The following is a 20,340-nucleotide window of genomic DNA, read 5'->3' on the forward strand; positions in this document are numbered from 1 at the left end:
AGAAAGAAAGCCATGAAAAAATTAGTTTGTTTTTTGTTTGTTTTTATCCTTGTAGTTTCCTGTTCAACAGAAGATACCGAGGAACAAATTCCGATAATAGAATCCACTCCTGAAATCAGTGAAAACCAAGACACCTCTTCCAATCAGGGAGAAAATTCTGAAAATGAAAATCAGGAAAACGATGAAGGTAACGACGATGATGAGGAAACAACCAGTAGCACCATAAGCTTTGCCGCTAACATTCAGCCCATCATAAATAGCAATTGCACCACCTGTCATCAAGACCCACCAAGAAATGGCGCTCCATTTCCACTTTTGAATTTTGCCCAGGTAAGTAATGCAGCAGATTTGGTGTTGACTCAAGTAAGTGCTGGATTGATGCCCCCTTCTGGAAGGTTAGCCGATGAAGAAATTGCGTTGATTCAACAATGGGTTGATGATGGTACACCTGAATAAACACCTCATATCTTTCTAAGCCTCCCAAGGGAGGCTTTTACTGTTGTGCACAGCCAATGACGTTACCGTCTAAATCATAAACTTCTTCGGTATCAGGAGGACATGTATCCTTTTCACATGCAACCAATACGGAAAAAGTTAATGCAAAGAATAATAGAAATTTGTATTTGAACATTCATCTAAATTTTGGCCAATAATTTAAATTAATGGAAATATTTCGATTTTTTGAAGTTATATCAGAATTGAAATTATTGACATCTATAAAACCTAAATCATAACGGAATATTATACTAAATCGATTGACATTTAGTCCAAAACCAAATCTTCCTCCAAAGTCTATTTTTTTATTAGTATCGAATACGTCAATTGCTACTATATCCTCATCTATGTATTTTCCTGAAATTAATTAACTTAAATAAGTTCCCATTTCTAAAACCGGACCAATTTTCTTTTTCTTTGAAGCTATCAGAAATGTAATCGGAACTTCAATAAAGTTTAATTCAATTTTGGCTTCGCGAAGGTTGTTTGCTCGTTCATCTTCACCAAATCTATTGCTTCCTTTTTTAGTAAAATTGATACCGGTTAGAAATAGTAAATTAGGATCCAACCGTTTAGTATAATTGATACCTAAGCTATAGCCAAATTTGTTCCCAAATTTTTCAAAATCATTTTCTCCAACAATCCTTCCTTGTTTTTGGCTAGAAGAATTAATCCCAAATGAAAATCCTAAGTTTTGTCCTTTGAGAGAAAGTGGGCAGGCGAAAAGCAATAATAAAATAGTAAACTTATTCATTTATGATTTCTGGGGTTAGAGCAATCCTAGATTATAACTATTGATAAAACATTTAAGGCTTTGCCAAGTACATTTCCCGATTTAATCAAACCTATTCCTAATAATACGAAATCTTTAAAAAATTTATCCTGGTTATTTTACCTGTTCCACACCCATAAATACTTTTTCCGCTTTTAGTTTTGGTATTTCCTGATCGGGAAGGTCATAATATCATTCCTGAGCATCGCAAAATCGGCTAGTTTTTCAACCTCCAGACTTCCTTTTTCGTCTTCCTCAAAATTTGAATGGCTTTCCTAAATGGTCATGCCCTTCAAAATATTGTCACACAAAAGGCATCCTATATTTTAAAACCAGGTACTGGTTATTATGCAAAGTTTTTCTTTAAACACAAACTTTTATTATTTGCCATGTTTTCTTCCCCACCGTCGTTATAAACAATGCTTATGAGAAAAGGTTTTCTATAGAGCGAGATTCCCAAATTGGAACATAAAGCCATTTGTTTTTAAATAAAAAACCCCTAACAATTAAATTGTTAGGGGTTTAAAATTCTTCGTTTAGGGCGCTTTCTAACCCAAACAAACAATTGACTGTGGATATTATTTTTCTTGATAATCGGTCATTACAAATTCAACACGACTGTTGGCAATACCCCCTGATTTTACGTTTCCATTACCCAATGGTTTAGTGTCTCCGATACCTTCCCATACAATTCGGTCATCACTTATTCCCATTTTTTTAAGGTAAAGCGCTACTGCCCTTGCTCTTAAAGAAGATATGAATTTATTGTATTCAGGGCTTCCCAAGCCATCAGAATGACCTGTTATCTTCATCTGTACTTCTGCATTTTCCTTTAAGTACTTAAAGATTTTTTCTGCACTTGCCCTTGCAGCCCTGTCCAATTCATAACCTTTTGGCTCAAATGGATTTCTTTCCATTACATAAATTTTGTCCTTTTCATAGTTGATTCTTGGAAGTTCTTCCATATCAAAATCATCAATAAAATAGTAGGCAAAATCACTGGTACTAATTTGTTCCGGCGCTTTAATCAATTTGGTATCAATATTAGAATTGAAATTTCCGATTAGAATATGATTTTCAAACCCTTTGGCCTCAAACTCGGCGGTAAGGGTAATCCATTCTTCAGTATCTGACATTGATTTGTCGGCAGTTACAGCAACTTCATGAAATTGAAGACCCTCGACCAAATCCAACCTCGAACTCGTTAGCACTTTGCTATTTGGTATGTTCAATTTCTTGTTTACCAATACAATCGATAAATTCTTTAAGGCAAGCTTTGAAGTTTCGGCTAGGCTAACCTTAAATCTGATTTTGTAAGGGTGTTTTTCTCTAAGAGTTTTCGTGGTATTCAATTGTAAATACTCACGATAATCATTCATGGCATACATGTAGGCACCTACATATCCATTTCCCTCCATTGGCTCTTGAACCCCTTTAAAATTGTTGGGAGCACTGTTGTCTTTGGCTAAGTGGGAATGAAAATAGTCTGTTGAACTAGATGTAGGCGAAGAGACATCCAATAAATTAAAGGATAAGGTCTTTTCACAATTATCGCATTCCTGAATTTCTTCAAATCCAGGATTCGTTATCAAATTCTGCGCAAAAAAAACATGGTTGCAAAAAAGCAATAGGGATAAAATACCCAAAGTAGTTTTTTGTTTCATAGTGGATAAGATTTGTTGACGTCTACGTTAACGGAAGTAATTGCCCAAATCTTGTTTTTTCTATCCTACTTTGTTGTTTAACAGGGCATTTATGTTGTGAAACGCTCGTTGTAATGGATTTTTTCACTTCATCGAATAAGCATATGGCGCCAACAATATTGACCTTTTGGATGCGTTCTACTACCCCAAATCTTACTAAAAATGTTAAGACAAACTATACTTGTTGTGGTAGTTTTGTCCTGTTTTTCATGCCTTGCCCAGCACAAGGTAACAGGAACAATCGTGGACGAACTAGGCCTTCCGGTAAATAAAGCCAAGATTACCATGGAAGACTCCCCGACGGAAATTTTTACAGACTACCAGGGATCATTCTCCATTTCAAGTGAAACCGATTTTTATTGGAAAATCAAGATTTCTTGTGAGGGATTCTTAACAGAGACCTATTATGTTTTAGATGGAGGAAATGCAGGTAATATCACCCTGGCCTACGATATTGACCTCAATAAACTGCTGGAAGACGGCAACGGTCTTAACTTGAATCGAAGGTTTGATTTTGAAGAGAAGGGTCAATTGGCATTCAGTTATTTAAAAAATGACCTTTTGAACTTCTCATTAAGACTCTAATCGATTGTTTAAAATTCAGTTGGATTTAAATATAAATTCAGCCCTTCTATTTTGTTTTCGTTGTTCTTCCGTTGAATTCTCCACCAAAGGCTTTGTACTGCCGTGCCCAAAGCAATGAATACGCTCCTTTTCAATTCCTTTCAAGACAAAAAAATCGGCAATACTATTGGCCCTAGATTTAGAAAGGTCGTTATTGTATTCATGTGAACCTAAGTCATCTGTATGCGCATGAATTTGTAATTGCAATTTTGGGGCTTCAAGAAGTCGTTCTAGAATACGTTCAAGCTCAAGTACGGCTTTAGGTGTCAATTCATATTTGTCAAAGTCAAAGTTTACATGTCTTAATACGTATAATGAATCTTTTTCCAGCCGGTCTGAAGGGCTGGTTTCTCCACCTATTTTTGTTAACCTCAAATTGTCAATATAGTAGTAGGCTCCTTTTTTACTTTGCCTTCGCTTAGTTTGCACTTTTCTCGTCATTTTATTGTCACGTAAATTGCCAATCGAAAGGAAACGTTCAAAACCTTTGGCCCTAAACACCAATTTGACCTTGAACCAATTGCTTTTATTCTCATGAAATTCATCATGCTGTACTTCAAAATATTGGAAACGTTGATTGGTCTTATACATTCTGCCTTTGGAAAGTACTTGCTTGGTGCTGCCCGAGAACTTGCCTTCACTCAACACAATACCAAAATCCTTAATGGCAAAATCTGAGCCTTCGGCCAAACTCGCGTAAAATGAAAGTTCGTATTCCAAACCTTCTCTTAAGGTAAACCGCAACTGGTTTTGCACATACTCCCTGTAGTCTGCTGGAGCGTAAAAATAAATACCTGCATAAGCCCTACCATCAATGGGTTCTTGCTCACCATTGAAATTTTCGGGTGCACCCATGATAACGCTGCATTTATTGAAATAATCACTTGTACCCGCTGTAGGGGTACTCCAATACTTTACATGTTTTGAAAAAGTTCCAAGAGCGTTAGGGCAATCAATGAAGTCTTCAAAGCTTGGATTTTGCACCAAGTTTTGTGCAAAAACCGTGGTCGAAATCAAGAATATAAAAGTTTGAATGGCAACTTTCATATCTCAAAATTACTGATTGTGAGATTTTAAATGAAAGAGAGGTTGATTTTCAAATTCATTTAGCCCGTCTTGAATACCGCTACTTAATTTTCAGAATCATCGTCGGCAATTACGGTAGAAGAAAAAGATTGTTTGCTTAACCTAAATTCAGCCCTTCGGTTTTCTTGTCTCCCTGCTGCACTTTCATTGGTTTGCTTAGGTTTTAGCTCACCATAGCCAATCCATTGTATTCTATTGCTTGGGAAGCCTTTGGCTATCAAATATTCCGAAATTGCCTTGGCTCTATTATTGGATAAGGTTACGTTATAGTCAATGGCTCCGACATTATCGGTATGTGCCTGTATAGTTAAAAAAGAGTCTTTTTCTTCATTCAAGCGCAAATACAATCGATTTAAAATTTGTTTTGAAGCTTTTGTTAATTCAAAAGAGTCCGTTGCGAATTTCACGTCTTTTAGAACATAGGTTTTATCCATCTGAATATGTTCAAAACTTTGTTCACTTGGAATTTGGGTGACAGAAACCATATCTAAATAATAATAAGCCACCTCTTTTGAACCTTTTGATTTTCTGATACCCGTATGTTCGTCTGTATGAAAATTACCTATAAGTATATAATTTTCAGTGCCTTTCGCTACTATTTCTGTTTCAAGTTTAACCCAATCATCAGTATTCAAAAAATACTTGTAATTTTTGATACTGGAAAGATTCATCACTTTTTTCTCCTCCCTTAATTGTTTCAACTTTAAGAACTTTTCATCGTTGGTTTTCAGTTGATTTTCAGAAAAAAGAACATTAATTTCATTTAGACCATACTTAGAGGATTCGGCCAAACTTATATAAAATGAAACAGCATATTTCTTACCTCTTTCAAGGGTAGATTTCAATTCGCCTTGTATATACTCCCTGTAATTGTTAGGAGCTTTTAAATAAAACCCAACATAACCATTTCCGAACTTAACCGCTTGATTACCCACAAAATTTTGAGGTATGCTTGCCGTATCGCTACAACTATTAAAATAATCTGTGGTACCTAAAGTAGGAGCACTCCAACCTATAGTATCTTCAGATAGGTTACTGATTTTCTCTGGACACTTTATAAATTCCTCAAAGCTTGGATTAATTACAAGGTTCTGACCTAAAAGAATAAGCGGGGTAATAAATAGAACAAAGAGGTATTTTAGTTTCAAAGCAAAAAAGTATAGCCCTTAATTTAGCAACTATTCTTTACTTCAAATTTGTAATATCGGTCGGAAACCGTGTAGCATAGACCAATCGGATTTATCTTTCTACAAATACTAAAAGATTTTAGCAGAGAAAACTATCCTTCAACGCTTTAGAAATCAAATTTATAAGAAGCTCCTGCCAATGCTTGAAAGCCTTGAACCCTGAAATTGTACCAGCGCTGGTAGTTGTTATTCGCAATATTGCTCATGCGAGCAAATATGGACAATTGGTCATTAAACCGATACCCCAAATGCGCATTGGCATCGAAGAATCCTTCCAAGGTAACGGTTTCAGATGGAAACTCATTTGGTAAAACACTCTCAATTACGATAGCCCTCAAATCTTCCCGTTCACCAACATAGAATAGATTAGCCCCGAAGAACCACTGTTTCCCTATTTGGTAATCCATAAATAACGAACCTTTTAATTGTGGTAGGTTCCAAGCTGGATTATCCGTTTCCGTGTTAAAAGAGTAGAATTCTGCATTGAGACCTAGAGTGAAATCGCGATTGACATCAACGTTCAATTCCCCAAAAAAGCCGATGGTTTTTAGGTCGTCATAAAATACCTGAAACGAGTTTCCGTATGCGTAACCCTCCTCACTTCTAAAAAGGTTTTGAGGATTTAAAAGAAACAATGGTTTTCTATTCTCGGTGACATAAGAAGCCTTTACATTATACCCAAGATTTGGTAACAATTGTCCCTTTAGCCCGACGTAACCGTTGTACTGGGTATCAGTAGGCTGAATTAAAAGTGTTGGGGAGACATATGGATTATCACCTACCAATTCATAATAAGAGTTTTGATGAAGGTCACCTTCCAATCCGCCGTAGGCAATGACGGTTTCATCAACCAAACGGTAGGACGCCGTTATAGCAGGATAGATATAAAAATTACCATTGTTGTTCTCCAAATCCATTCCATAAACAAAATTGGCCCCTAGATTTACTGAAAGCTCATTACGTAGGATAAGGATGCTTGGATTAAGTGCAAATTGAGCGAATCCGTACGAGTTTTCACCAGTATTTTGGGTTTGGTTCAGATTCGAATTTTTAAAAGTACCTCCAACATAATCCAATCGACCGTCAATTGTTATCCACTCTTCTGCAATAGGTAGTTCAGCCGATGGTGAAATGATTGCTCTATTTTCAAAAGACTCCGTTGCATCCCAGAACCTTCTAAGTACCAATTCACCCCCTGTAAATGGTGAGTCTTCTAGATTAAGGTGGGCCTTGGCCTGCCCCATGAAATAATTCTGTGTCTCGTCTATCGCCAATACCTGGTCTTGGGTAAAAGCACCACTTTCCAAACCGTACCAATTGTATAGTTTATGTTCTAAGCCTACGCTAGCACCCCAATCCAAATCACGGGTTCTTTTGGTGTAGGAAACGTCCAAATCAGTATTGTAGAAATTTGTTTCCAAAGGCGTGGTAGCAATATCGCCTCGTGAAGAATGATGGGTCAATCCAACATCAAAAAAATCTTCTCGTCTATTTATTTCGCGGCTGGTGTAGAAATCAACCAAAGCATTATTAAAGTTTCCTAATCCAATGGATGCATAGGAATTGTAAAGCGTAGGCGGGGGTGTCTTTTCCACTGTTGCAGCTTTACCCTTAGCTGGTGTAAATGTTGAAGCAACCGGCACCGAAAATATGCTGTATGTTATGGGTTTCTTCTGTAGTACAATGGAATCGTTCATTTTCGGCGACAACTTAATCTTAAAGGCATCAGAAACGGTAGGGGAATACGATTTGGTAACCGTTACCGTTTCAGTGCCAATGTCATTGGTCTCTTGGGCAAAAACCCGACCAATAAGGCTCAAAAGTACTAGAGTGAAGAGGTATTTTTTCATGATGTTCTCGTTTGGATCAGTTCTGATTGATTGATGAATTGGTTTGTGCTTCACGTGATTTTATCAACGCCAACTCTCCTTGGGCATTGGCCGTGATTTCGGGGTATTCAGAAAAATTCTCAATTACACTTTCTAGGATATAGGTCGCCTGAAACACATCACCCAGAGCGTAAAAATTCTTAGCCATGATGACCAAACCTTTACCACCCCATTGTTTATAGGCTGCATAGTCTTTAGCTAATTTCTGAATGGCTGTATTTGAGCCGTCATAATTACCATTCTTGTTCTTGAAATAACCGTCATAGTACCAAGCTTCTGCCGCTGTTTCTCCGGAAGCAATTTTCTTAACCTCTGCGAAAGCAGTTTCAGCCAATTGCTCATTACCCGTCTCAATGGCTGAACGGGCAATCATAATTTGGGCATCGCTTCTAATTCTATTATCGATTTTGGGCGCATTCAAAACTTTTTCTGCATAGGATAAGGTTTGTTGATAATCCTTTTTCCCATAGTACCCCTTCATCAAATTTGATAAAGCGAAGGTTCGGTTCTGACTAATCTCAGCTTCTTGCTCTAAACGAAGCAGATAAGGGAAAGCGGCATCATACTGATTCTGGCCTACATATATTTCACAGACCCGGGTCAAGGCTTGTTCTGTATATTCACCATTGCTATTGGCCACGGTTTTAAAATGCAACAAGGCATTATTTTTTTCACCCTTTGCAAAATACAACTGGGCCAAATTGAAACTTACTTTAGTGGCTTGTACGCCATTAGGAAATTCCTTCAAGTAATCCTCATAACCTCGTATTGCAGCTTCTGAATTTCCTTCAACATACTTTTGTTCTGCGGCTTCGAAGCTGGCATTTTCCAGTTCAGAATCAGAGACCTCAACGAAATCAAGGTTTCTGGCCCAAGCGGCATATTCACTGACCCGACCCATATCTACATATACCAATTTTGCCTGACCCACAGCTTGTTTCGCCTCTTGGGTATTGGGGTACTCGCTTACAACACTCTTGAATTTTTGTAAGGCCTGTTCATTCCTGTTGGCATTATAATGTACAAGCCCTTGGCGAAGCATGGCCCTAGGAGCGAATTTACTTCTGCTGTATTCAGAAATCAACTGATCATAGGTTTCCAAACCCAACTGTTCATTTCCTTTTTTTACTTGCGTATTCGCTAATTCAAATAAGGCATCATCTCTATATGATGATTTAGGGTTGTAATTCAAAAAACTGCTCAATTCTTCAATTTCCTTAGTGTCGTTTCCTAAAAAGCCATAACTAATCGCCTTTTGAAAAGCTGCATAATCGCGCTCTGCACCGTTCATTTTTGAAGCTTTTTCATATGCTGCTATTGCGTTTTTATAGCTACTCGTTACGAAGTATCCATCGCCCAACCGGACATAGCTATCAGCAACCATATCTTGACTAGCGTCAATAGTATTGGTCACATTTTTAAAAAATGGAACGGATTTCTTATACTCTTTTAACTTAAAATGACAATAACCGAGACTGTAATCCAAATTTTTAAACTCTTCTAAATCCTTGGATTTTGAGTTCCTCTTAAAATCTTGATACACCTCAATTGCTGCTTTAAAACGGTTTAAGTTAAAGGCTGATTCTGCTTTCCAGAATTGTGCTCGAGCTTTAAATTGTTGGTTCTCCCCTTTCTTAAGGGATTTTGAAAAACGAGCTATTGCTCCCTCGTAGTCCCCATCCATGAAGAGTTCGACCCCTCTGTAAAAGGCGACTTTTTGGTAGGTTTCAGGGCTGGCGAATTCTTCATTCTCTTCGAGAAGCTCCATGGCCCCTTCAAAATTGCGAGAGGTAATATAAGAATCGACAAGTAAGTTCTGTATTTCATTTTGATGTTCATCATTCGGGTATTTTTCCAAATAGGCCATCATTACTTCAGGCACCGGCTCATAGGCATTACCTATTTCGTAACTCAATCTTGCATAATTCAACCATGCGTCTTTCTCAATATCAGCATTGAATTCCATTTGAGAAGCATTTCGAAATGCATTCAAGGCTTCTGATTTCTTATCAAGTTTTAAATAGCATTCCGCCAAATGGTAGTAGGCATTTTGGGCAACCCCATTGTTCCCGTCAATTATTTTGTTGAATTGCCCAATTGCCTGTTCATAATTATCAAGCTTGTAGTAACTATATCCCAAGAAATAAAAATCAGTATTGCTGAATCTTCCTCGCTTACCTTGGTATTGCTTCAAGAAAGGTATGGCCTCTTGATACTGTTGTAGATTGAAATAACTTTCCCCAATAATTTTGTTCAGTTCTGATTGTTCCCTTCGGTCAGCCTTTGACATTTGTTTTTTTGCCATGTCAATGGCAGTTTCAAAATTTCCTGATTTAAAATTCAGGTCGGCCTGATAGTAAGCCAATTTTTCTTCAAGAACTTTAGGATCATTTATTTGGTCAAAACTTTCGTTCGCTGTTGCGTAATCGTCCTGCTCATAAGCTATATACCCCAAATAGTATTTTGCTTGACTACCAAATTTTTCAGAATCGCGAACCTTACCCAAATACTTTTCGGCCTCTTCTGGTCTTTTTGACGAATAGTACGCATAGCCCGTATTGAAGTTAAATCGCTCCAAATCGCTATTTGCCATTGAAGCCTGATCTACTTTTTTGTACCACTTTAGGGCATTAGGATATTTACCGGTTTCAAAATAATAGTCGCCCACATCCATAAATGCAGAGTTTCGCTTGGTAGAAGTAGGATACCGTTCTACAAAATCCTCCATTTTTTGGTCTGCACCGCGTTGTCCCAAACGAATAGCAGCATTCGCTGAATAGTAGGCACTGTTAGCTTGGGTCTCATAGTCCTTTGTCGAGGCATTCACCTCATCAAAAAGAACTTGTGCAGCCTGATATTGCTGATTGTTATAAAGGGCCAGGGCGTCCTGAAATTGTTTTCGTTCGTGCTGATATACTTCCGTTGCCTGAGCAAATCCGTTTGAAATAACAAATATGACCAACGAAAAAAAGGAAAGCTTTCTTTTCATTTTATATAGGTGTTCCGATTGATTTTGAATCTGATATTAAAAATCCGGTTTAATTGGTTCAGACCACCACAAAGGGTGTTGTCTTTAAAACAGAATCTTATTTAGTGTAGAAGTTTTTCCAAATTCATTAAGATAACGTCAAAATTCGCGCCAAAGTATTTTGTTCCTCAATTCAATCAGCAAGAATTCGAATTTATGTTTCTTTTTTGAGTTGTATTTTTGATGAAGTCTGGGATTCTTGTTTTCTTATTAGCAATCAAAACTACTAAATAGAGATATGCACCTCGGACTAATAAAAACTTGAAACCCAAATAAAATGCCCGAAACCATTGTAAAACTTCAAGACGTTGCCATTTTTCAAGAAGACAATTTGATTTTGAGCAATATCACCATGAAGGTGGAAAAAGGGGAATTCGTATACATCATCGGAAAAACTGGTAGTGGTAAAAGTAGCTTTATGAAAACCCTTTATGGGGATTTACCCTTACGCGATGGTGAAGGCCATGTAGTAGATTTTGATTTGGGTAAAATGGTTGAGGATGATATTCCTTTTTTAAGACGAAAACTTGGAATTGTTTTTCAAGATTTTAAGCTTCTGCCCGATAGAAATGTAAACAACAATTTAAAGTTTGTGCTAAAGGCCACTGGTTGGACGGATGATTCTAAAATGGCGGAAAAGATTGAAGAGGTATTGGATAAGGTTGATATGAAAACAAAGGGTTTTAAATTCCCTCATGAGCTTTCAGGAGGCGAACAACAACGTATAGCGATTGCAAGGGCACTTTTGAATGATCCCGAACTGATTTTGGCAGATGAGCCTACGGGAAATCTTGACCCTCAGACCAGCGTTGAAGTCATGAAGGTACTTCAGGAAATCAATAAAAGTGGTCGAACCATAATTATGGCAACCCACGATTATGCGTTGATTTTAAAGTTTCCACAGAAAACAATTAAATGCGATAACAGTAAAATGTTCGAAGTTGTACAACGTGCGGTCTAATTTTGCGTTATGGTATTGAAAACCACCTCACAAACTACAAAGTAGGCCTCATTAAATCTTTTTTATTTCTTTTGTTAAAATTTAATCTGTTCTATGGAACTCTTAGGTATTGATATCGGCGGATCAGGTATGAAAGCTGCACTGGTGAATGCTGAAACAGGTGAAATGTTATCTGAACGTCACCGAATCCCAACTCCAACCTCAAAAAAACCAAAAGAAATGGCTAAGGTCATAAAACAATTGGCCGACCATTTCGAATACAAAGGAGCAATTGGTTGTGGATTTCCGACAATCGTAAAAAACGGAGTTTGCACCTCACCCGGAAATCTTCATAAAAGCTGGGTCGGTGTGAATGTTGAAGAACTCTTTACTCGTGTCAGTGGCAGGGAAATTACCGTAATCAACGATGCTGATGCCGCTGGTTATGCCTCAATGAATTATGGTGTTGGCAGAGGAAAAGAAGGATTGGTCATTTTTGTGACGGTGGGTACTGGTCTTGGTAGTGGAGCTTTTTTTAATGGTAAGCTTTTACCAAACTTTGAGTTAGGACAAATACCCTATAAGAAATTCGAAAAAATAGAGCTTTGGGCTTCTTCAAGATCTCGCGAGCAAGAGGGTCTATCCTATGATAAATGGGGAAAACGATTCAACAAATTTCTCGGCTTGGTAGAATTGTTGATCAATCCTGATTTAATAATTGTCGGTGGAGGAATTTCCAAAAAATGGCATGAATTTGAACACCGAATCAATATTAATACCGAAGTGATTAAAGCTGAATTAATGAACCATGCTGGAATCATTGGGGCAGCATCAGCCTGCCTACATGAAAAGCATCATGGGCATTTGCAGCTTTAAACTTTACTCCTTATTTCTTTTTCGATCTACTTCCTTCAAATAAATTTTACGAAGGCGTAAGTGGTTTGGTGTAACTTCAACCAATTCATCTTTTTGGATGTATTCGAGTGCCTCTTCTAACGAAAATTTGATTGCGGGTACAATCTTTGCTTTATCATCTGCACCTGCCGAACGTACGTTTGATAATTTCTTGGTTTTCGTCACATTGATTGTCATATCGTCTTGACGGCTGTTCTCACCAATTACCTGGCCTTCATAAATATCCTCTCCTGGATCAATGAAGAACTTACCACGTTCTTGTAATTTGTCAATGGAATATGGAATTGCAGTTCCATTTTCCATGGAAACCAAAGAACCATTAATACGACCTGCTATCTCACCTTTGTAAGGCTGATATTCTAAAAATCGATGCGCCATTATAGCCTCACCCGCAGTTGCTGTCAGCAATTGGTTACGTAAACCAATAATACCTCGAGAAGGAATAATGAATTCACACAACATTCTAGAACCTTTGGCCTCCATACTCACCATCTCTCCTTTACGGATTGATACCATCTCGACGGCTTTACCAGAAACTTCTTCAGGTAAATCAATGGACAGTTGTTCTACCGGTTCGCATTTTTGCCCTTCTATTTCCTTGATGATTACTTGGGGTTGCCCAATCTGCAATTCATAACCCTCACGGCGCATGGTTTCAATCAATACGGATAAGTGCAAAACGCCACGGCCAAAGACCATGAATTTGTCAGCACTATCGGTTTCTTCAACTCGCAATGCTAAGTTCTTTTCAAGTTCTTTTTCAAGACGTTCTTTTATATGACGAGAGGTAACAAACTTACCGTCCTTACCAAAGAAAGGGCTATCATTAATAGTAAAAAGCATACTCATGGTAGGCTCATCAATGGCAATGGTTTTCAATGCTTCCGGATTTTCAAAATCCGCAACAGTATCCCCAATTTCAAAACCTTCCATTCCAACCAATGCACAGATATCACCTGTCTGTACTTCTTGAACCTTTTTACGGCCCAATCCATCAAAAACAAAAACTTCCTTAATTTTCGACTTCACACGTGAACCATCTCGTTTGACCAATGTCACCTGTTGCCCTTCCTTCAAAGTTCCACGGGTTAATCGACCGATGGCAATACGACCGGTAAATGAAGAAAAATCCAACGACGTAATCAACATCTGGGTACTCCCTGTTGATGGTTCGAATTCAGGAACATGCTCCAACACCATATCCAACAAGGGTGAAATATCCTCATTCGGTTTTTGCCAATCTTCACTCATCCAACCCTGTTTTGCAGAACCATAAACTGTAGGGAAATCCAACTGCCATTCTTCAGCTCCCAACTCGAACATTAGGTCAAAGACCTTCTCATGAACTTCCTCAGGCGTACAGTTTTCTTTATCGACCTTATTAATAACAACGCAAGGTTTCAGACCCAAATCAATTGCCTTTTGCAGTACAAAACGTGTTTGAGGCATCGGTCCCTCAAAGGCATCGACCAATAATAACACCCCATCGGCCATGTTCAATACTCGTTCTACCTCGCCACCAAAATCGGCGTGCCCAGGAGTATCGATAATGTTGATTTTTGTATCCTTATAGACCACAGAAACATTTTTTGAAACGATGGTAATTCCCCTTTCACGTTCCAAATCATTATTGTCCAGTATTAAGTCTCCCTTGTTTTCATTTTCACGAAACAATTGACAATGAAACATGATTTTGTCTACCAAAGTGGTCTTACCGTGATCGACGTGAGCAATAATGGCAATATTTTTAATCTTCTGCATGGCCTTATTTTGAGGGCGCAAAGGTACTGTTAAATCATAGAGTAACAAGTTGGTAATGAAAATTTTATTGCCAATTGACCATGAAGTGAATATGACGCATACAAAAATGGCCACCTAAATAGAATAGATGACCATTTTTCACTCTCTTACCCCTACTCAATTGCACACGAATAGTTGTAATCCGCATGCAATTTATTACTAGCCATTACAATTGCGCACAAGGATAGCTTTATTGTTCTCGTCTATCACCAATTGTAAGGTATTGCCATCAGCGCTGAATTCAAAATTCCAAATACCACTAAAATGAGATGCCTCCGATGGATTTATTTGTAATTGGCAAGTTTCAGATAACGAACCCCAGGATCCAAAAGATTCACTTATTTCGTTGGCTGTACCTGTAAATCGCATCATATCCATAGAGCCATCAGTATTGAATTTTACTAATGTATTGTTGCTTGTATAACTAATTGTTTCATCATTTCCGTCCCGAACAAAACTTTCAATCCTAAAATGACAACTGGTCAAGAATATTCTTTGCATGTCACCAAGACAGTTTGGAGAATAATCCGTGCCTTCATTGGTAGATTCATCGGTACTCTCATTACCGCTTTCGGTCGAACCCTCTTCTTCGTTGGTTGTTCCCTCTTCACTGTTGTTATTGGTTTCATCCTCAGATGAAGAAGTATCTTCCCCACTATTATTTTCTTCAGTGTTATTTTCCTCACCATTTTCTGATTCATTATTGCTTTCAGAATTCGGGTCTTCATCTTCACTGCTCCCATTATCTTCTTCACTGCCAGAGTTTTCATTTTCCTCCTCCGTATTGCCAGTATTTTCCTCTTCGTTAGAATCTCCATTTGAAGAGCTGGAATTGTCATTTTCTGAATTGGAATCTTCTGAGTTAGCACCCTCTGAAGAAGAAACTTCTTCATCTTCGATAGCATCCAAAGTATAGGTAAAACAAGCCGTTGAACCATCGCAACCTGGTAGCTCGACCATAAGACAAAACTGCGTTTCACCAACTTTTGGACTCCAGTTTAATCGCGCAGATGAATCTCCAGAAATTTCGTGTTTTTCATCTTGTTCTTCAACGATCCAGGTGTAGGTCGCGCCTTCAATAGATGACAAAAGTTCATCGGCCACTACCATAATATCGGAGCCCGGCTCTACTTCTTCATTAAGCACAAGATTAAAGTCCATACATTCAGTTTGAACTTCGTCTTTTTCACATGAAGCAATTGATACTAATAACAGGAATAGGTATAAGGGATTGAATTTCCTTAGAAGCATTTCAAGTAGGTTTTAGAGGCGAGATTTGGGGTACTCAACCAGTTATTTGATGCAAAGCAATGAATTCTTCCATTGATATGTCAAAAAAGTCGTTTGAACGGCTCAGATATCGGATTAAAGGAATAATTACACAAATTTTATTGTAAGAATTGTATTTCAATTTCTCACAAACAACACTTGTATTAATTTGCTATCCTGTCTTGAGCATCCTGAATTCCGGTATTTCTTTTGCGTGCTTTTTTGATTTCATTTCGTCCGAAATCATAAGTTAGCGCAAAGGCAACTTGTCGGCTATCGCTGCCACCAGTTCCATTTATGAATAGATCCCCAAATTGTGTTACCCCTCTCCATGGGGAAGTAAACAAAATATCATTGAACGAAAGGCGCGCCGTGAATCGATTATCAAAGAGTTTTTGTTGAAAGGCAACGTTTAATGAACCAAGGGATTTTGTTTGATACGTACCCCCCCAGATAGATGGTGAACTATACCAACCGGAAACCTCCATTCTTAGCTTCTTTGATAGGTTAAAAGTGTTTTGGGCATAAAAACTCAAGGTTTCTTGACGTACGGGTAAAAACTCATCGCTGGTTGCTGTAAAATCACTGATGTAGGCATTTAAACTAAAATAAACATTCCACCATTCGTATATCTTTTTGGGGTACGAAATACCCAGGTTATACACTTCTTGGTCCGCCACATTTAAGGTGGTCAAGAAATTAGTGGTTTGCGTATCAGCTATCGTAACTTGAGCAAAAAAATCGGTGACCTTACTATAGCTAATTGAAGTGGTTAGTCGATAGTTAAAGGTATGCGACAACTTCAAATTATTAGTGTACTGTGGTTGCAAAAACGGGTTGCCCTTGCTGAAGGAAAGCTCATCCAATTGGTATTCAAACGGATTTAGTGATTGGTAATTAGGTCGTTGAATTCTACGACTGTAGGTCAGTGCAAATTGATTCTTTCGGTTCAAATGATAGGTTAGGCCTCCTGAAGGGAAAAAGTCAGTGTAATTGCGCTGAACCCTATCGTCGGCATTTTGCTGTTCGCTGGTCAAAATACCGTCAGAATCAGTATTCTCAACCCTTAAACCAAATTGTAGATTCCATTTTCCCCATTTACGATTGTAATTGAAATAGGCTGCATTGATATTTTCTTGGTATTCAAATTGGTTACTTTGATTGGTATCTAGAACATTTTGTCCGTTTAGTTGATTGAAGAAGTCAAAAGTATTATCCGTATTGATGTATGAGAGTTTAAACCCTACACCCAGTTTTCCCTTTAAGAAATTTTGTTCATAATCCGCCTGTATGGTGGCAATGTTTATATCAATTGGGGTTTCCTGAAAAGTAATTCGCTCACTTAGAACCTGTGACTCATCTCCATTAAAATAAGTGTTCGGCTGTAAGGCATCCCTTTCGCTATTGTAACGACCATAATCAAAATCCACATTTATGGAATGCCCTAAGGTATCGGCATATTTATAATTTAAATTGGCATTTATGTTATAGGAGGTATTTTGTCTTTGGTTCAATGCTACGAGCACACTATCATTTTGTATCGCACCTACGTCCCTAATCGGAGTTCGAGTGGTTGAATTGGTAAAGCCATTATTGAAGTTTCCATTTACAATGGTACCAATGGTATGTTTAGAGTTGATATAATAATCATAACCCAATTTAATATTGTTGGTATTGCGATCATAAATGCTCGAAGAGCGCGAATCAAATTGGGTGCCAAACTGACTGCGCAACAAGTCTATAAACCCAGTACTTTTTCCGAATCGGTTGCTATAAGTACCATAAAAATTTCCCTTTTTTTCGCGGTTGTTAAAGTTGAGGCTTGAGTTCGTACGCCCAAAATCACCGACTGTTATGCCCGAAGTAAACGAACCATTGGTACCAAGACTTTTATCCTTTTTGAGTTTTATATTAATGATTCCGGCATTACCTGCTGCATCATATTTTGAAGAGGGTTGGGTGATTATTTCCACGGCCTCAATATCAGTCGCCTGTAGGCTTTCTAAAAAATTTATCAAATCCTCCCCTTGAAGTATCGACAATTTTCCATCAATAAAAATTTGCACACCTGTCTTTCCCTCAACAATAAAACTACCTCCGTTATCTACAATGACTCCTGGTGCTTTTCGTAAAAGTTCAAAGGCACTGGTTCCAGTTGCATTGATGGTATTTTCAACATTAAAAACCGTTTTGTCGGCTAATACTTGTACCATTGGCTTTTCAGACACCACCGTTACTTCCTCCAAATTTTGTGCTTGAGAACTTAGATTAATGATTCCTAAATCCAAAACATCTCCTTTGTATGTTATAGCCCTCGAAAAATCCGCATAGCCAATATTGGTAATCTTCAATATGTATTGTCCGGGTGCAATCCCTTCGAATTTAAAAACGCCATGGTCTGCCGTAATTGTTGCTTTTACCAAACTTGAATCTTGTGGGCTGTTAAGCATTACTGCTGCAAAGATTACCGGCTCATCGTTTTCTTCAACGACCTTACCACTAATGGTTTGGGCGCTCAAGGTGATGCTGAATACTAAAAGAAGTGAAGTAACTAAGTTTTTCATGACTGTTCGTTTTTTGATTACGAGGCAAATGTGGCGCAATCCATTTAAACTTAAAATGGATAGCCGACGGGTTGCCCTATTTGCAGATGAATTGACCTGGGCCATTCAGCTTATTAGGGGACCACTTGTCGTTGTTGTATACTCAAAAAATTAGCTTTAGTTACTTGTTAAAGAAATTTTAAGGTGCAGAATATTCAATAATGGTCCATCCGTCAGTGTATAGGTCAATTCATCGATGACCATGCATTGATTTGGTCAAGAAGTCTTTAAATTCAATTCAAATTTAAATGATGAACAGAATAGTTATTTGGGGAATTCGCGTAAAAGAACTGCTTGCACTGCTCGTACTTTATATTTTCTCTTCATGGGCATACCATATAGTTATATGGTTGAATTACCCCTTGGAAAAACGTTCAAAACTTGAACTCTTTAATCTCGTCGCATATATGGATAGCAGTGGACTACAGTACATTGTATTCTTTTTATTCACCATACCCATTTGGTGGTTCATTTTTCGGGGACTTCGAAAAGAATCCTTATGGGTTCGAATTTCCGCTCATCTAGTACTCCTTCCTTCTTTTGTTTTGTTATCTAAATATGCTTATTACAATATTGCAGAATTCGTAGGTCTTTATCATTTAAATGGTTCAGGGGAAATATGGGATATTTACATCCCTGCCCTCTTTTATCAAATTCAATTTGCAATTTTTCATGTATATGAGTACTTCATTGAAAATCAGAAAAAACTCAAGCTGCAGGGCGAACTTAGACAAGCAGCCCTGAAAAGTGAACTGGCTGCAATAAAAGCACAGCTCAATCCCCATTTCCTTTATAATGTATTTAATACCATAAACGCATCGGTACCGCCAAAACAAGAAAAAACCAGGAGGATGATTGCGACCCTTTCCGATTTATTTCGCTATCAATTAAAAGCTTCTAAAAAAGAACTTGTAAGCCTTGAGGAAGAGCTTGAATTCGTTAAAAACTACCTCGAACTTGAAAAAGCCCGTTTTGAAGAACGATTGAACATTAAAATCGATGTGCCTCAAAACTTGTATTCAGAGAAAATACCGCCAATGTTATTGCAGCCCTTAGTCGAAAATTCGGTAAAACATGGCATATCAAACACTTTACAGGGCGGTGAAATTTCAATTTCTATTTTTAAAGAAGAGGGGAAACTAAAATTCGAGATTGCGGATACTGGAAAAGGAGTTACAGATAAAAAAAGTTTGTTTGGTAAAGGGATAGGTCTAAGCAATACCCAACTACGATTGCAAAAAATGTATCAAAGTCAGCTGGAAATATTAGACAATCACCCACAAGGTTTAAAAATTAGATTTGCCATATGAAAAAGGTGCTCATTGCTGATGATGAAAACTCTGGTCGCAAACTTATCAAGGAGTATCTGGAAGACTTTCCAAATCTGGTCCTTATAGCCGAAGTAAACAATGGGGTTGATGCCATTTCCGAGATAAACCGTTTTAAACCGGATTTAGTCTTTTTAGACATTCAAATGCCTGGTAAGACCGGTTTTGAAGTCTTAACCTATTTGGAAGAACTGCCTGATATTATTTTTTCAACGGCCTACGATGAATATGCCTTAAAAGCATTTGAAGTTCATGCAGTCGATTATTTATTAAAACCCTACACAAAAGAACGGTTTAAATCGGCCATAGAAAGGCTTAACGGTGATAATCAAAAATTGGGCAACCTCACTGAATCGTTGATAATGGATAAAACCGAGTATCCGTCAAGGGTTTTGGTCAACAAAAGCAAAAAACTGATTACCATAGCTGTAGACGAAATTCAATGGGTTGAGGCTTATGGTGATTACTCTAAACTTCATGTTGGACAAGACATTTTACTAAGCAATTTTGGAATTTCTGATTTGGAACAAAAACTTAGCCCTCAAAAATTTCTTAGGGTCCATCGTTCCTCTATTATCAATTTGGACAAGGTTAAGGAATTGAACAAATACGGAAAAAGTTACGACGTCACCATGCTAAATGAAGAGGTTGTCCGTGTCAGTCGTGGCTACATGGAGGCCATAAAGAAAATCATGTTGTAG

At 37.8% G+C, this 20,340-nt stretch carries 16 protein-coding genes; 6 read left to right on the forward strand and 10 right to left on the reverse strand.

The window, feature by feature from the left end; all coding sequences use genetic code 11:
- Positions 1 to 12 precede the first annotated feature (12 nt).
- Positions 13 to 456, forward strand: a complete 444-nt coding sequence (locus tag HCU67_RS14245) for a hypothetical protein (protein WP_168553262.1) — start codon at positions 13 to 15, stop codon at positions 454 to 456.
- A gap of 37 nt (positions 457 to 493) precedes the next feature.
- Here HCU67_RS14245 and HCU67_RS14250 read toward each other — a convergent pair whose 3' ends face one another.
- The 3 genes from HCU67_RS14250 to HCU67_RS14260 all read right to left on the reverse strand — a co-directional run bounded on the left by HCU67_RS14250 (position 494) and on the right by HCU67_RS14260 (position 2,931).
- Complete coding sequence (locus tag HCU67_RS14250; protein WP_168553263.1) at positions 494 to 631, reverse strand: hypothetical protein; 138 nt, start codon at positions 629 to 631, stop codon at positions 494 to 496.
- Between the two features lie 231 nt (positions 632 to 862).
- Entirely contained in the window at positions 863 to 1,249 is a 387-nt protein-coding gene (locus HCU67_RS14255; RefSeq protein ID WP_168553264.1) for an outer membrane beta-barrel protein, read from the reverse strand.
- Between the two features lie 596 nt (positions 1,250 to 1,845).
- Positions 1,846 to 2,931, reverse strand: a complete 1,086-nt coding sequence (locus HCU67_RS14260; protein ID WP_168553265.1) for an OmpA family protein — start codon at positions 2,929 to 2,931, stop codon at positions 1,846 to 1,848.
- 201 nt (positions 2,932 to 3,132) lie between these two features.
- Between HCU67_RS14260 and HCU67_RS14265 the strand changes: the two genes are divergently transcribed.
- Positions 3,133 to 3,555: a carboxypeptidase-like regulatory domain-containing protein gene (locus HCU67_RS14265; protein WP_168553266.1), complete on the forward strand. Its 423-nt coding sequence runs from the start codon at positions 3,133 to 3,135 to the stop codon at positions 3,553 to 3,555.
- Positions 3,556 to 3,570: 15 nt separating this feature from the next.
- Here HCU67_RS14265 and HCU67_RS14270 read toward each other — a convergent pair whose 3' ends face one another.
- The 4 genes from HCU67_RS14270 to HCU67_RS14285 form a co-directional block, all read right to left on the reverse strand.
- Positions 3,571 to 4,641 (reverse strand): OmpA family protein, encoded by a 1,071-nt coding sequence (locus HCU67_RS14270; RefSeq protein ID WP_168553267.1) that lies wholly within the window; start codon positions 4,639 to 4,641, stop codon positions 3,571 to 3,573.
- 83 nt (positions 4,642 to 4,724) lie between these two features.
- Positions 4,725 to 5,828 (reverse strand): OmpA family protein, encoded by a 1,104-nt coding sequence (locus HCU67_RS14275; RefSeq protein WP_168553268.1) that lies wholly within the window; start codon positions 5,826 to 5,828, stop codon positions 4,725 to 4,727.
- A 146-nt stretch (positions 5,829 to 5,974) separates the two neighbouring features.
- On the reverse strand, positions 5,975 to 7,717 hold the full coding sequence (locus HCU67_RS14280) for a TonB-dependent receptor (RefSeq protein ID WP_168553269.1): 1,743 nt from the start codon (positions 7,715 to 7,717) through the stop codon (positions 5,975 to 5,977).
- Between the two features lie 16 nt (positions 7,718 to 7,733).
- The gene (locus HCU67_RS14285; protein ID WP_168553270.1) at positions 7,734 to 10,745 is read right to left on the reverse strand and encodes a tetratricopeptide repeat protein; all 3,012 of its coding nucleotides are present in this window, start codon (positions 10,743 to 10,745) and stop codon (positions 7,734 to 7,736) included.
- 316 nt (positions 10,746 to 11,061) lie between these two features.
- On the opposite strand from HCU67_RS14285, the gene HCU67_RS14290 reads away from it, so the two are divergent.
- Both HCU67_RS14290 and ppgK read left to right on the forward strand, forming a co-directional pair.
- Positions 11,062 to 11,745, forward strand: a complete 684-nt coding sequence (locus HCU67_RS14290; protein WP_168553271.1) for a cell division ATP-binding protein FtsE — start codon at positions 11,062 to 11,064, stop codon at positions 11,743 to 11,745.
- Between the two features lie 93 nt (positions 11,746 to 11,838).
- Positions 11,839 to 12,600: a polyphosphate--glucose phosphotransferase gene (ppgK, locus tag HCU67_RS14295; protein ID WP_168553272.1), complete on the forward strand. Its 762-nt coding sequence runs from the start codon at positions 11,839 to 11,841 to the stop codon at positions 12,598 to 12,600.
- 3 nt (positions 12,601 to 12,603) lie between these two features.
- Here the strand turns inward: ppgK and typA are convergent, their stop codons facing one another.
- The 3 genes from typA to HCU67_RS14310 all read right to left on the reverse strand — a co-directional run bounded on the left by typA (position 12,604) and on the right by HCU67_RS14310 (position 18,272).
- Complete coding sequence (gene typA / locus HCU67_RS14300; protein ID WP_168553273.1) at positions 12,604 to 14,400, reverse strand: translational GTPase TypA; 1,797 nt, start codon at positions 14,398 to 14,400, stop codon at positions 12,604 to 12,606.
- Between the two features lie 198 nt (positions 14,401 to 14,598).
- Entirely contained in the window at positions 14,599 to 15,690 is a 1,092-nt protein-coding gene (locus HCU67_RS14305; protein WP_168553274.1) for a hypothetical protein, read from the reverse strand.
- A gap of 182 nt (positions 15,691 to 15,872) precedes the next feature.
- Positions 15,873 to 18,272 carry a TonB-dependent receptor gene (locus HCU67_RS14310; protein WP_168553275.1) on the reverse strand — a complete coding sequence of 800 codons (2,400 nt, stop codon included), beginning with the start codon at positions 18,270 to 18,272 and terminating at the stop codon, positions 15,873 to 15,875.
- 287 nt (positions 18,273 to 18,559) lie between these two features.
- On the opposite strand from HCU67_RS14310, the gene HCU67_RS14320 reads away from it, so the two are divergent.
- Together HCU67_RS14320 and HCU67_RS14325 are read left to right on the forward strand one after the other, a co-directional pair.
- Entirely contained in the window at positions 18,560 to 19,621 is a 1,062-nt protein-coding gene (locus tag HCU67_RS14320; protein WP_168553277.1) for a sensor histidine kinase, read from the forward strand.
- Entirely contained in the window at positions 19,618 to 20,340 is a 723-nt protein-coding gene (locus HCU67_RS14325; protein ID WP_168553278.1) for a LytR/AlgR family response regulator transcription factor, read from the forward strand. Before HCU67_RS14320 ends, HCU67_RS14325 begins: the two co-directional genes overlap by 4 nt.

The organism is Croceivirga thetidis (assembly GCF_012272815.1).
Lineage (GTDB): Bacteria > Bacteroidota > Bacteroidia > Flavobacteriales > Flavobacteriaceae > Croceivirga > Croceivirga thetidis.

Excerpts from the sequence above, each read along its gene's own strand:
- HCU67_RS14285 (WP_168553270.1), bottom strand. The coding sequence starts at position 10,745 with ATGAAAAGAAAGCTTTCCTTTTTTTCGTTGGTCATATTTGTTATTTCA.
- HCU67_RS14265 (WP_168553266.1), top strand. The coding sequence starts at position 3,133 with ATGTTAAGACAAACTATACTTGTTGTGGTAGTTTTGTCCTGTTTTTCA.
- HCU67_RS14325 (WP_168553278.1), top strand. The coding sequence starts at position 19,618 with ATGAAAAAGGTGCTCATTGCTGATGATGAAAACTCTGGTCGCAAACTT.
- HCU67_RS14310 (WP_168553275.1), bottom strand. The coding sequence starts at position 18,272 with ATGAAAAACTTAGTTACTTCACTTCTTTTAGTATTCAGCATCACCTTG.
- HCU67_RS14260 (WP_168553265.1), bottom strand. The coding sequence starts at position 2,931 with ATGAAACAAAAAACTACTTTGGGTATTTTATCCCTATTGCTTTTTTGC.
- HCU67_RS14245 (WP_168553262.1), top strand. The coding sequence starts at position 13 with ATGAAAAAATTAGTTTGTTTTTTGTTTGTTTTTATCCTTGTAGTTTCC.
- HCU67_RS14270 (WP_168553267.1), bottom strand. The coding sequence starts at position 4,641 with ATGAAAGTTGCCATTCAAACTTTTATATTCTTGATTTCGACCACGGTT.
- ppgK (WP_168553272.1), top strand. The coding sequence starts at position 11,839 with ATGGAACTCTTAGGTATTGATATCGGCGGATCAGGTATGAAAGCTGCA.
- HCU67_RS14255 (WP_168553264.1), bottom strand. The coding sequence starts at position 1,249 with ATGAATAAGTTTACTATTTTATTATTGCTTTTCGCCTGCCCACTTTCT.
- HCU67_RS14305 (WP_168553274.1), bottom strand. The coding sequence starts at position 15,690 with ATGCTTCTAAGGAAATTCAATCCCTTATACCTATTCCTGTTATTAGTA.
- typA (WP_168553273.1), bottom strand. The coding sequence starts at position 14,400 with ATGCAGAAGATTAAAAATATTGCCATTATTGCTCACGTCGATCACGGT.
- HCU67_RS14250 (WP_168553263.1), bottom strand. The coding sequence starts at position 631 with ATGTTCAAATACAAATTTCTATTATTCTTTGCATTAACTTTTTCCGTA.
- HCU67_RS14290 (WP_168553271.1), top strand. The coding sequence starts at position 11,062 with ATGCCCGAAACCATTGTAAAACTTCAAGACGTTGCCATTTTTCAAGAA.
- HCU67_RS14320 (WP_168553277.1), top strand. The coding sequence starts at position 18,560 with ATGATGAACAGAATAGTTATTTGGGGAATTCGCGTAAAAGAACTGCTT.
- HCU67_RS14280 (WP_168553269.1), bottom strand. The coding sequence starts at position 7,717 with ATGAAAAAATACCTCTTCACTCTAGTACTTTTGAGCCTTATTGGTCGG.